General features: G+C 36.9%; 5 protein-coding genes. All 5 read right to left on the reverse strand.

Annotated elements, in window-relative coordinates:
• Positions 1 to 166 precede the first annotated feature (166 nt).
• Genes CRO04_RS26895 through CRO04_RS17350 form a run of 5 tightly spaced genes read right to left on the reverse strand, consistent with a single transcriptional unit; the run spans position 167 to position 14,861 of the window.
• On the reverse strand, positions 167 to 2,530 hold the full coding sequence (locus tag CRO04_RS26895) for an SEC-C metal-binding domain-containing protein (protein ID WP_242974533.1): 2,364 nt from the start codon (positions 2,528 to 2,530) through the stop codon (positions 167 to 169).
• A 43-nt stretch (positions 2,531 to 2,573) separates the two neighbouring features.
• Positions 2,574 to 5,576, reverse strand: coding sequence for a DEAD/DEAH box helicase (locus CRO04_RS17335; RefSeq protein WP_097005505.1), 3,003 nt, complete (start codon positions 5,574 to 5,576; stop codon positions 2,574 to 2,576).
• Complete coding sequence (locus tag CRO04_RS17340) at positions 5,573 to 6,403, reverse strand: hypothetical protein (protein WP_097005506.1); 831 nt, start codon at positions 6,401 to 6,403, stop codon at positions 5,573 to 5,575. Before CRO04_RS17340 ends, CRO04_RS17335 begins: the two co-directional genes overlap by 4 nt.
• Positions 6,404 to 6,418: 15 nt before the next feature.
• Complete coding sequence (locus CRO04_RS17345) at positions 6,419 to 8,518, reverse strand: UvrD-helicase domain-containing protein (protein WP_097005507.1); 2,100 nt, start codon at positions 8,516 to 8,518, stop codon at positions 6,419 to 6,421.
• Entirely contained in the window at positions 8,511 to 14,861 is a 6,351-nt protein-coding gene (locus tag CRO04_RS17350; protein WP_097005508.1) for a DEAD/DEAH box helicase, read from the reverse strand. Before CRO04_RS17350 ends, CRO04_RS17345 begins: the two co-directional genes overlap by 8 nt.
• Between the last annotated feature and the right edge of the window lie 12 nt (positions 14,862 to 14,873).

Here is a 14,873-nt window from a genome sequence, read left to right on the forward strand (position 1 = left end):
TTGATTTAGTGTGGTTGGCGAACCTACACTTATTATATCATTGGAGGTTTTTTCTGTAAGCTAAAGCGGCTGTGGACGCACCTGCATAGCAGGTGGTTTATTAAAAGACTGCTATACAACAAAATGGCTGTCCTTATATTAGGACAGCCAACAAATCACTTACACTTTATTTTCTTCCGCAGCAACGCTTATATTTTTTTCCGCTTCCACAAATACACGGATCATTCGGATATATTTTCTTCTTGTTATTCTGCACCAAAAACTGCTCTGTTCTACGCTCAACAATTTCTTTACCAAATGCTTTTAACTCAGCTCTTTTGCTTTCAGGAATATCCTTCTGAGCATATAACCTGTACTGAACCTCCAAAATGTTATCTTGTTCGTCCATCACAATTGTAATAGACCAGCATTCTTTTCTATCATTTTGCGCCAAATTTGCTAATATATACTCTTCTCGCTTTTCGTTCGGATAAAGTATTATATTTGGTATTTCCACGAATAAAGCATAACTACAGTCCCCAAAGCTCATTGCCGGAAGCATTCTACCGAGTTCTCTTTCTCTTCTAGCTAAATTACTTATGGATTTATCGAAGTTTTCCCTACCTTCAGTTGACAAATCCAAAAGAAAATTAGAAAACCGAGTTACCTCATCTTCATTGATTATCACATTTTCCAAAATCTTAGTCATTCGGGGTGGAATTGTTTGCTTAGGCTTTTTATAATTGACTCCAACATGGATGCCAGATAAATACTTATCCAACTCTTCTCTATATCCAACAAAATTCACATGTTGACCTTGACCAATATCTTTAGCCTGCAATGAATACATGTTATGGAATATATACATCCCCAAATGATCCAACTCATCATATGTTGCAATTTCTACCGTTTCAGTAGCAATAGTTCTTTGCTTTAAAAAATGAATGAACTGTAATGGATTATCAAAATAGTACTTGTAAACCCACAAATCATTAAGAGAAATAGCTATTATGCCTTCATGTGCCTTTGCTATTTTAATTTTCTCCATTTGAGATGCAAACTCATTGAAATCAGAGACCGTCACATCAAACATATATATTTGATTATACTTGTTTGTATTTAAAGTAAATGCTTCCGTTTCTAGGTTATCATCGGCATAAAAAACTTTCTCATAGTCCTCGCCATCAGTTATATATTGTTTCACGCGAATGCACTGATTCTCAGCTTTTTCTACTAACGCTTTGAATGACTTTTTGTGGGCGTCAAAATCCATCATTGCTGGAGTATAAACAAACGTACCAGCTTTTACTTCTACAATGAGAAGCACATCTTTATACTCAATTAGAATATCGTTTTCTGCACTATCATTTTTCTTTAATGGATAGTGATTGGAATAGTGCACCTTACATCCAGGTAACAGATTTTCAAATACAATTCCAACCGTCTTTTCGCTAGAGTGTCCCTGAGCCGCGTTCCATCTATCGGCATAATCTTTGCCATGAGATCTTATTGCTCGTTGAAGAGCAACATAAAAGTTATCAAACAAATTATAATAGTCAAAGCAATATGCGATACCATCTATCTCTATAAATGGTTTGTACTGTATTGGCAAATTCCAAATTGGCCATCCCGGAAATTCCTCATAAGATAGAAATGCCTTATCGCTATTAATCCCCAAGGATAAATCGCTAATCAACTCATCTGTCCATTTTGTATTTTCTTTTACCTCAAACAAAGATGTCCCTATCGCTTTTAATACGACTTCTTGGCTTTCTTTCAAGTAATCTTCATCTGGTTCAGCACCTTCAAATATCGCCAATTTATCCATTTGCTCTCCGAAAGCCAACATAGCATCAAGTCTTCCGGACGACAAATTCTTTTCCAATACTGAAAGTCCTGCTATTATATCAGCGACTGATAATCCGTATAGTTCTTTCAGAAGAGCATCATGTGGCAATAATAATTCCTTTAATATCGGAATTCTAAACGCCTGGTATTGTTCGCCACGAACTTGTGACATCATCTGCGCAAAAACTATATACTCCTCATCCTCAGGACTAAGTTCTCCCATTTTCTGTTGTTGAGCTGCCCAATACATATAGAACAACGGCATCTTACTGTATAGTTCTAAACAATGATTTGCTATTTCGTGATAAACAGCCTCTTGTTTATCCTCTTCTATTTCATTTGCCTTATCATGTTCCATCGAAACTAATAAACTTTGGACATATTCTACACTTCTTAATTGAAAGGAAATGTCGGCAGGAATTTCTGATTCTGTAGTCAGTTCTGGACTCATCAACATCATTGAGTTCATTGATGTAAGAAAATTAAACAATGTAAGAGGATCTACCTTGGCAAGCTTTTCTTTGATTATTTCTATAATCGCATCGATCTTTTCTTTTTCCTCAGTGTAATGGCCTGCTAACCCCGAAATCCACTCCTTATGCTGATCTTCGGTCATATTATTATGTGTAACAACGGTATTACCAAATCTCGCTGCCTCAATTAGCCCATTACTAAAGTATTCATCAGGCTTTATTTTTTTCAAATATTATCAGTCCTTCCTTTTTCAGGCATATCCTTTATTCATATTATTTTATTGCCTCTGCAAATCTGTTAATAAAGTACGAAGGATAAGATTCTAGAGTCTCCTTTATCACTTCAAAATGAGATTTTGTTACTGAAATAATTTTGTCATCAGAAATACCCTGTGCTCCAATAATATCAGTAACTTTATCAGCAATAAGTCTTTCGTTACATATTTTTTCACAAATCGAAATAGATGTCTCGGATGAGACTCCGTATTTAACTTTCTTTTGCAGATCCATCATCCCCTGGACATTGATTCCATCATCCTCAAGATAATCAATAATGTTTCCTATACAAAAACTCAATTGAAAAGATATACTCTGACCACATTGCTTTTCTATATCTGTAACTTTTACACCAGTCTTTTTTTCGATTGAATAAAAAGTATCTCCATTAATCCAGCCTGCACAAATTGTCTCATCTATACAATCATCTTCATTTATAGAATTGTAGAATTCCACAATGATTGATAATAGTTTCTCCTGTGGATAAAAAACGGTATTTAATTCCTTTTCAGAAATCAATTCATTTACTGCTTCTGAAATGTTAATATCAATCATAGATTTCGATATCACCTTTGCATATATGCTTTTTTCAGCAATCTTTTTTGCCAAAGATGCAAATAGCTTTTCTAATAGACATTTTTCATCTTCCGAAGCCAAATAGTATGCCAAAGTCTGCTTAACCACCCCAACAGATTCATTTATAACTTGCTGCAAGTTTTCAATAGATATAAGTTCGTTTTTCCCTATTTCATAGCAAAGCTCATTCTCTATAGTTCCAATTATTTTTCGATAAGAATTTACCTTGGATTGTATGATTTTGATATGGTAATCTTTTTTATCATATTCTTCATTCAAAGCACTAATCAAAAGGCCTTTTAAATCCTTATCCCAGTCATTATTAATATTATCTATAATATAATTGATTATTGCTTCCCCTCTGAATACAACATCATAATCAATTTCCATATCCCTAAGCAACATTAGTATTGAGCTGCTACAAGCCTCCGCGTTATTAGGGTCAAATAGGGCAATAGCATCTTTCCAAAGATATGCCCCTCTTCCACCATTCCTATCATCATACAGTTTAGGATCCGAAATAAGAACACTGCCTTCTGTATATACTCCGGACCGAGCTGTCCTTCCAATCAAATTTTGAAAGCTTCTGGTTGTTATCATTTTTGTAGCTGAATTCAAACTGGTCATAACCATGTATTTGATTGGAATATTGACTCCCTGAGCCAAAGTTGAAGTACATACAACAACTTTAATTTTTTCTTTTCGAAAGGCAAACTCCACTGCAAGCCTAAGCCCATTAGGTAATGTTGAATAATGCGGAAATATACCAGCCTTTGCACCCTTTGCGAAAACTGATTTATCCCCATAATACTCTGCAATAAACTTTTGGAGTCTGTCTATTTCATCTACATCAGAGCAATCCATAATATTGGCAAAACTATAATTCTTATTTGCAACTTCAACAAGTCTTTTTATTACTGTAGAAGCGAATCGCCTTTGACTGACATAAATAGCCACTCCACCTTTTTTGCACAATAGATTAGCGTAATATAACGCTATATCATTGGCCTTTTTCTCTGGAAAAATCTTTCTCTTGCTTCCACTCCTGGTTTTTAATTCGGATACCCTAATTGCTCTTGGAATATAGAAATCTTCCTCTTCAAAAGAATCTGAATAATAATGAATCTCTTTTTCAGATGTCAAAAATCCAACTACTTTAGGTGTGCTCCTAATACTTGAATCAAATGCAACAACACCTTTTTCTCCTAGAACCCATTGTTTAATAGATTCTGCATTAGATAAAACTGCCGATAAAATAACTAATTGTTGAACATCATTAAGATGACTCTTTATATCCATCATTAAAAACTCATATAAAGCCCCTCTACTCATATCATCAAACATATGTCCTTCATCAAAAATAAAAAGATCTATAAGAGGTAAAATATCCGGCTGATGATGAAGGATAAACTGTAACTTTTCAGGAGTACATATTAGAATTTTGTTATCTGCTGTGTTATTAAAAGCATCAATGTAATCCACTTCTAAAACATCCGAAAACTGATTGATTGTAGCATCTTCTCTAAAAGCTTTCCGCATATCCCCGGTTATCTCATTACAAAGAGCTCTTAACGGAGCTATTACGAGCGCAATTCTACCTCTATTAGATAAGAACATAGATTGAATTATAAGTTCAATGCTTTTAGTTTTGCCCACACCAGTTGGTAACTGCACTATAGCATTTTTACCAACCAATAATTCTTTCTCTCCAATAAGTATTTGTGATGGCCACATCATACGAACTGAATTCTTCTTCTTAAAATAATCCGCCCATTTTGTAAAATCCAAGTTTGAATATTGAGGTAATAACTTATATGCCGATTTTTCACGTGCAATTTCAATAACAGCAAAAACACTTTCCACCCAGAATAGGTCCGTTTCTTGAGTACTATTAAAAGAACGCTCCCGAATATAACTTAACTTTTCAATAATGTTATTATCTACATTCTCTATAAATGAGCTTTCAAACGCATCAATTACCGAATCTTGAATATCACTTATTCTATGTCCGAAAAAAATAATACTAAATACATTTACTAATACCCCTCTAAAATCTTGTGGAATATCTAAGGTCTTAGCCTCTTTTATCAAGACCAAGGAACTACCAAAATCGCCATGAAAAAAATACGCAACTGCCCCCATCAGAATAAAATCTAGATCATGTATTTCTTGCTCTCTTGATTTTAATGCAGCGTCATAAAACTCGGCACACATAGAAAGATGTTCTTTATATGATTCCATCATTTCTTTATTATTATCTATTACTGCCTGCGCATACTCTGAAATAACATAGACTGTTGGAAAAGCTAACTCCCTGTAATTTAGAGGAAACCTTGGATAATCTTTATGTTCAATTTCGTATTCTAAAAGTTTTACCTTTGCTTTTTGATACTTAAGCATATATTCTGCTTTTGAAAAACTCATTTTGTGCACCTCTCAAATACTTCGTGTGTTAGTTTCATTAGATTTTTTCCATGCACAAAAAAAATACAATTCCCATGACATAGTTTAAGATCATTACCGTCAATTTCAGGAATAATGTGTATTTTTTCCTCCCCGACAGTTACTTCGTCTAGCTCTGCAAGGCTTGTGATACCAGCTGGAACATAGAATATCGAATAATCATACTTAGTTTTAAGTTGAAAACGTTCAATATCCTTGGATTCCTCCAACTTGCCATAATGCTTCAATTTTTTTCTCATATAGTTTAACGTTTGCGCTACTCTATACTCGTCCTTCACAGAATCTTCTACCGCGCTTTTTATAACCGATGTATCTGTTTTAGATAAAACCGCCTTTACCTCTGCAGCAACTAGTTTGTCTTTGGATGATGGTGTCTTGTCTTCTTTTTCAAACTGGTAACCTATAACATCAGTACCATGCTCAGATACAGTTGTTCCAGACATATTTGTTTGTCTTATTCTTGGAACATGAAATCCATAAACAAATTCTAGTAAGTCAGATATCAAGATTTCTGTTATCGTATTGGATCTTGACGTTGGCCCCAAATGAACATTTTTTTGAGGAATTACACTAGCCCTTAAATATTCTTCTGATGTTAATCCTAGTAATGTGCAATCCTCTTCTAGCTCATCGTCCGGTATATAATGTCTTCTAATATGTAAAGCCCAATCATCTAGTACATCTGGATCATTATTATATTCAATACGATAACATTTAAGTGGTATTGAATTATCCTTAATCACACCATCTTCTTTTATTATCCAACGTAGATACTCTGGTTTATTCAATCTATCCTCTCCCAACTACACAATCAATTCACTTAATCCGCCATAACATGTCACGCATGCGCTCTTTCTTGCTCTTGTAAGAGCAACATAAAGCAGACACTTCTCTCCTGTTCTGAATTCCTCAAGAGAAATATCATCTTCAAAATCTGCTCTTGTTCCAAAAGGAAGTACCTTTTTGTTTACTGCTACCGCAAAGACGTGATCGAACTCAAGACCTTTTACTCTATGCATAGTTGCTATTCTTACACCTTCAAAGGAACGATCATCAGTCTTATTGGCTTTAATTTCAAAGGACTTTATTCCAGACCTCTGTAATCCCGCAATATAGTTATCAAGCAGTTTATGAGTCCTTGCTACGATACAGATATTTTTCTGTTCTACACCGGCAGCTTCCAATTCATGGATTCTGTTAATCAAGTAGTCAAGTTCTTCCTCTGGAGTAGCAAACTCCTTAATCTCAGGTTTATCTCCATGAGTAAGTGACTGACACCCTTTACCGTTATCATAATCCTCATCAAGATCATCAAAAGAAACTCCATTAAGCAACCCAAATGCAAACTTTCGGATTTCCTCTGTAGTTCTATAATTGATTCTCAAATAGCTACTTCTTCCACGTACATTAATTCCGCATTTTGAAAGTACTGCCTTGTTTCTATATATTCTCTGATGTGAATCACCCACAATAAAAATATCATTCTGATGCTCATCACCCGCAAGTGCTCTAAGTAACCTATACGCACTTGGACTAAGATCCTGACCTTCATCAACGATAATGGATGTATACTGGCCTGTAAGTTTCTTGTTTTCAAGGATCTTACGACACTCATACATAGCAGTCTCTACGTCACGTTGCAGCTTTTCGTTCATGATATTTTGATATTCATCAAATACATCCCATATCTGCATACGAACTTTTCTATCGAGACGCACTCCTCTGCCGATTCTAGGAGCTTTGCAGTAAGATACTTTGTCATAAACTTCCTGCGCCTGGACTACCTTAACCCACTCATCTTTATAGAAGTTTTCTACAAAACTTAAGTCGCCGCCTGCTATAGCAATAGCATCTCTCCATGCCTTGTCCACTTCTTCATCATAAACAATCTGATATTCATATCCTTGTCTACGCAAGAAATTAGAGACCCACGCATCAAGATTGATAATATCAATTTTCTTCATTTCCTCAGCTGAACAAATTTTTCTAAGGTTCTCTTTTATATCTTCTGCCAAGTTCTTTGTGTAAGTGGTAAAAAGGATCTTTCCTTCAGCTTCTAAATCAGCAGCAAGCATTTTTGCTCTGTGCATGGCAACAACTGTTTTACCTGTTCCAGCTCCGCCTAATACTCGTGCTGGGCCATTGAACTTCTTGCCAACGACTTTGCGCTGTGTTGGATGAAGAAAGATTCTCCACTTCTCAAGAGGCTCTTGCATAATAGCCTGAAGTTCTTCCTCTCCATCGACAATAACAAAGCTTTTTTTACTGGCATCAGTTTGAAGAGCTGCCGCAAAGTCATTTTCCTTAACTTCAACATGGTCTATCTCTGGATACAAAGTATCCAAAACTTCCTCCACCGTAAATCCATTTCCGAGCCATTCAAGACCTTCGAAAGCATCCTCTGGAATAGCCGCCTTCAATGAACGAAGTCCTTCTAATGTCTTGATTGCTTTAATCATAGGGAGCTGTTCTTCAGGAAGACCAATTCTTTCAAACACCTCATCTGAAATGCTTGCAAATAATGCAGGCTCATCAATTGTGTTTTGCTCTTCGATGACCTCTTGAACATCAAAAATCTGCACACTTCCTGTAAGCTTATTGATTGAGCACTTCTTCCTCTTAGCCCATGCATAAGCTTCATCATGGTGATCTACCCAAAGCAGAATATAAACATTACTTTCCGGTTCACGCACAACAATACCTCTATAAGTATCATCAATTCTCACAGAGCAAATATTCTTGTCGATTCCTTCATTTATCTTTTCAAAGTTAATTCCTGGATGCGTAGGATTGTTTCTGAACTTATTAAAAAACTCAGTTACCTTTCCTTGTTTCTGTCTTGGTAGTGCTGCATATGCAGTTAAAAAATCAGCCGAAATAGCTACTGTTGGCTTATTATTCATTTACAGTTCCTCCAAATACATTGATGTTAATTTCTTCACTGCTTAGCAGTACTGTCCAACCTTTACCCTTAAATACATCAGCATAATCTTCCTGTTCAGGTAAAAGCCAAGCGATTTTCTTATCTTCCCAAGCCATTTCAGCCTCAGCTATAGTAGCTCCTGATGATTCATCTGATAGCTCAAAGCCAACAACACTTGGAGCCGGAATTCCATTGTTATGCATCTCAGTTGCGCATGTTATAGCGATATCATCAATGAAATCATCCATAATATCATTCCACTTCTCATCAACCACAATATCTGTGCTTGAAGTCACTTCAGGTGCATCATCTTCAGCAATAATTGTTCCAAGGTTGCTGTATATAGCCTTGCTCATTCCAAGCTTGGATAAGAAGATGGCAGTGCTATTAAACTGCATCACATTTACAAAATGCCAAAAGCCATTCCAGTCTGGTTCATATTTATCGGTTCTTGAATCAGGAACATCATCGATAATTGCCACAACTTTAAGTGGTGCTCCCATCTTCATTCCAGCCATTTCTGTTAGAGAAACTTCAGCAAGCACGTCTATATTTCCCATATCTTGACGAGGACGCCATGTTCCGAAAATAGCCTGACCGAAATCATCCACCTCATCTAATGAACCAACGGCATTAAGCACTGATTTCCATTTACCACTCCACTCTCCATATAAAACCTGATTGCTCATCTGCTTCATGTCTACAATCGACATTGCAAACGATCTTGCGTGAGTCGCAAATAAGTCTTCTGCGTTTGGAATTGATAAATAATCAATTAATAATTCAAAGCCATTTTCCTTTTCAGGATTAATCGATTCAGCATTTGCACTCTTTACTGCCGGCTTATATACTTTCCCAGATGGCATTTTCACGGAGTTTAAAGTCTCCGTTCGGTAATCTCCCTGGCTTTTGAATACATTATGTACATCCTTATATGTAAGGGACCACACTCTATACTTACCGGATAGCATGATAGCCATACGCTTTAGTGTATCTTCCTCTACGATATCCTTGTGATAATAATAGCCGTCTGTAAATACAGCTATAGTCTTCTGATTTCCTGTCGTTCTCTTCGGTCTAATTACAAAATCAGGTCGAGACTTTACAGAAATACCCATAGATGCATCGAAGTCTACCTGTGGTTCGATTGTCCATAAGCTCTCACCAACCTGAAGAGAATAGCCTTCCTTCTCATTAACCAATGTCTTATGAATTCTAATTGGTCTTTCTGCGGTACTCATCTTTTCAAAAGCACCAACAAATTCTCTTTCAAGCTCACTATCAAACAAATGATTTGTATCTACTTGTGAAAGCTTTTTGATTTCAGTTCTATTTTCTTTTCCACTTAAAATTGTCTTTAAAAGTGTTATTGCAGAATCTCTAGAAATCTCACCAATATGCTGACTCTGTCTGTATGCATATAGACACTTGTAGCAACCATCTTTCTGAGGATCATCATTACAACTACAATGTTCCATAGTCTCTAACGCGCCCTCAAAAACATCTATAATACCGTTTTCCTCATTCATGAGCTGCTTAAGATAGCCTGTTCCACCGGGCACAGAATCATATATAACCAAATACTGTTTTCTATAATCAGCCTCAGGAACCGGAACCTCACTAACAGTTGCTCTTAAATGATCAACATTACCAAACTTCTTTTTCATTCCAAGCATGAATGCAGCTACGAAGGATTCGACTCTCACATTTGTAGCATCCATTGTTGTCGCTGGAATTAAAAGACGCAAAGCCTCGGTTTCAAACTCTCTATACAGGAAGAGACACTCTTCAAAAGGATCTGTAACAATAGTATTATCCTTTACCATCTTACAGAAACGAGAATGCTTAGGTTTTTCACCCTGAACTTGAATCTTTCCGCAATATTTACAGATAGTGAATCCTTTTCTAACACCTTCATGTCCTGCGACAAGAAGTTTATCTCCAGTGATTGATTGTTCACCGAAGTTAATCTCACGCATCGTTGCTTTCTGAAGAAATTCATAACCCCACTTGAATTCTTTGTTATCCATTTCAAATGCCTGGATAACATCCTTATCTTCATCTACCTCTACAAGAAGCTCCTTGTCATAGAACATAGATGCACGATCTTCACTGTCATCACCGATTTGGCTTTCTTCCTCTTTCATGTTGGAATATACCATCTGTACCTTGAACATTGAGCGTACCTGCCCAGCATCTGCCCAACCCGGATTACCGCACTTAGGGCATACGTGTGCTGGCGTACTTGAATCCTCAATTGAAGCATGAGAACAGTTCGGACATAATCTCCATGGCTCAACTTTAGCAGTATTAATGTCTACCTGATCAATCGTAAGTTTATGTCCACCCGCATAGAAACTATTTAAAGGCGCGAACTCGCTAATTGCAGACGAAGCAGACCTATTGTATTCATAGGTCGTACTTTCATATTTATTCTTCTCTCTATCGTTCTCGTCTTTTTCAACCCTTGTAAGGACTGCCTTTAATACAATTCCAGCCTCAGGGAATGCATAGTTTGGCAATAATCCCGCATCAGAAAGGAAGTTGAAAACATTCTTCTCGTTAATTTTTGCAACAACGCTTGTCCAAGCAGCACGTTCTGCTTTTAATTCTTTAATCTGTTCATCGTAAGATGAATCCTGTGGCTTATCCTCAAGAGCTTTAATCATCTTGTTAAGCTCTTTTATACTGCTCTGGATACCATCACGCTGTTTCTTTAAATCATAAAATTCATTGTAAATCTTTATATGCATAGGGCTATTAGTTGTACCTTCGCCCATAGCAAATGCTTTAATATCTTTGATTGAGTTTTCGTCAAGACCATCCCCATTTCCTGGATTTACGGAAAATGTCTGGATAAACATTCTTACAAGCTTTGCCATGTTGTTCTGAACATAGTAAAGGAAGTTATTTGGGAATCGATCTTTTGAAGTATCGTCCAATTTAGCTAAGCATTGACTTACTTTATCCGGTACCAATGCAGTTCCAGATTTAACCCAGCAGTCCATACAATAGGCAGTAAACTGTCTTGCAAGTACTGCGGATGCCTTAAGAAACACCTTTGGAGGTTCAACAGCTCCAGCTATCATTTCCATCGGATCCTGATAGAAATAGAGATCATGAGGTCTAGCATTAGCAATTGCAACAGTTAATGCATTACCATCTTTACGTCCACCACGTCCTGCTCTTTGGGCATAGTTTGCCTGTGCAGGCGGAATAGAACTAAGGATAACCGTAGACAAGTCTCCAATATCAATACCCATTTCAAGAGTAGGTGTACACGACAAAAGATTTGGATCCCATGGTTTTTGTTTATCTTTAGACTTTTTGAATTCACGCTCTAAATTCTCACGGTCGTCTCGTTCAAGTAAGCCAGTATGCTCCTTTGCAACAATACGAACAAGCTCACCCTGGCTATATAATTTGCCATAAAAATCCAATCTTTTATCTTCTGCGATATGCATATGACCATTGCAATCATGCCTTGTACAGCATGCACCATCAAAGAATTCCGCATCCGATTCTGACATAGATATTTGGGTACCGCACTCATCACAAACAAGCTGCTTAACTTTGCTTGTTACCCTACATTTTTCAGGATTAATTGACCAAACATCGACGTTATCAGGAGTTTCTACCTTATCCAAAACTCCTACTTTCGTAAGTTCCTCAAGAATAATCTTCATGATATCAGAAGCATCCGAATCCAATGAAAACATTGGAAGATACTTATTAATCCACTTTGAATACCATGACTTACTCTCAATACCATCAAATCCCTTTAATTTCTTAGAACCACGATTGATGGCAACAAACTTAGGAACATTAAGACCTCTGTTTACTCCAGGAAGCCATTTTTTTCGTTCATTAGAAAGATGATAATAGTTGGCTCCATTATTAATGAATTGCTCGAAAGCATAGTAAGTAAAGGCACCATTTGTTTTCATCTGATATAAAACACCTAGTACCATCCTTGTAAATGTTTCTACATCTGCGCTCTGTAGTCTACCTACTTCGTTCGCAACTCTTTCCATTATTCCTGGAATCGCTTTTTCGTACTCAAAAGAAAGTACCGAACATCCAGCCTTTTCAAGAGTTCTACCGATTCTTGAAAGGATTCCATACTCCATGAGGATTTCATATTTAAATCTCTGCTCTACAAAACTTAACAGTGTAGCTGCATCTTCATCTTTTCGAAGTGTACCTTCATTGCACATTCTCTCGTATGCGCGCATCCACGTAAGATTTGCAGGTATAAAATTGGCAACAAAATAATCGTCACCAAGATAATTTTTCCAGTAAGAAACAACCCTCTGAATAAACTCATCAAAAGAGTATTCTTCAGAATCAATGTTAATAAACTGAGTTATTGCGGTTCTGAGTCCAAACTTCCAAGTTCTTGAATTATAGAATCCTGCATGATGAGCAGCATCCTGAACATTATCAGTAAATGCTAAAAGTTTCTTATCATCATTGAACTTTGACGCATACAGCTCCGATATTCCCGCACTTATAGCAGTCGCACTTCTTAAACCTATAAGAGACATTGTTCCCTTACCATTACAGAAAGGACACTTATAGGCTTTAGAATTATTTCTACCTTCCGTCTTTAAGTCTGGTACCCAAATCGGAATCGTTTTATGTCCATTTGAGCATAGAGTTCTATTTGGCTCATCAAACATAATCTCCATACATTCAGGACATAATCTCATACGATTATTAAGATTAAACGCCTCTTCACCTTCCTTGTGTGGGAACATTATTCTCACTTTGGAATCACCAGAGAAGAATGCATTGTAAAAAGCCCTAATATCTCTTATTTCTACACTGCCATTATCCTCTACAGATGCCCAACCAGTCTGTCCACACTCACGGCAATTGATTACCGGCAAATAATGTTTTGCCTGATGTTCATTAAGATCTGTTGAAAGTGCATATTTAATATCCTTTTCTGCCACTTCGCCAACAAGTCTTCTTAACTCTCGCATCCATACCTGAACTTGAACATTTAAAAACGGACGAAGTTTGCCCGATGATGTTCTAGTTCTGGCATGAGAAATCAGAGCATAAAGTGCATCGATAACGATACATGCAAGCTCTTCACCCAATTCACCCAATAACGGGAATCGCTTAATCAAGTTTTCATATGCAAAAGAATTCTGCATATATGAGCCCTTAGCTTCCGCAATAATACTCTGCGTAAAGTTGTGATGCATAAGCTTCTTTCCAAGTTCAACCCTAGCATCATCACTCATGATATTAGCTATTGCTGTGCCATCTTCAAGCCAGCATTCTGCGGCGGCATAAAGATATTCTTTTTCATCTTCCCCAGAAGATAATTCCTTTACTCGAAGAGCTTCTTCTCTTGAAGGTATTTTATAATCAGTTACATCATATCCAGCAAAGAACTCTTCCGAAGACAAACGATCTTCAGTAACAACTGCATCCTCATCAAATATTTCTCCAAATACATCTGAAGCATATTCTCGAATACTCTTAGCACTATCTTTTGCACCCATTGTTGCAGAAGTTCCGATGCAACAGATTTGTCCAGGCAACACATTAAGACGTGCTTTTAATCTTCTAAGAAGGCACGCCAAATCTGTTCCTTGAGCTCCATCAAATGTATGAAGCTCATCAACAGCAATATATTTTAATGTATCCGGAAGATTGTTCTTCCATAATTCAGCATCCTTAGGTCTAACTAAGAGATAATCCAACATCTTATAGTTAGTCATAAGAATATCTGGTGGTGCGGCAAGAAGTGTCTCATGATCTGTAATTACTTTGTCCGGAAGCATCATCTTCGCAGATGAATGCTCCTGGCCTCCGACATACATTCCAACACGAATTCCAGCAGACTTAAGTTCTTCGCTACCATCAACTAGCTCCGCAATACGCTTAGACTGATCTGACGCCAAGGCATTCATCGGGTAAATAATTAACGCCTTAATTCCTTTTTCCCCACGATGCTTATAGCAATATTCAAGAATAGGATAAAGGAAACACTCTGTTTTACCTGAACCAGTTCCTGTAGCAATTAACGTAGATCTACCATCTTCACCTGTAAGACGTTCAAAGGCTCTTTGCTGATGAACATATGGGCTAAACGGCTGATGAATCGCCTCAAATAAATTTTTATCCCCTTCATAAACACGGAAAGGCAGACGCACTGCAACATATGGCTCATGAAACACTGCATCTTTTGTGTTTAGCATATTCCTAATAGACCCTTTGAATATCGGGTTCGTTATAGGAAATGATGTATCAATATAATCAATCAGGCCTTCCTGATATTGTCTTGCAAGAATTGATGGTAACATCTTGCCTGCCTC

This window comes from Lacrimispora amygdalina (assembly GCF_900205965.1).
Lineage (GTDB): Bacteria > Bacillota > Clostridia > Lachnospirales > Lachnospiraceae > Lacrimispora > Lacrimispora amygdalina_A.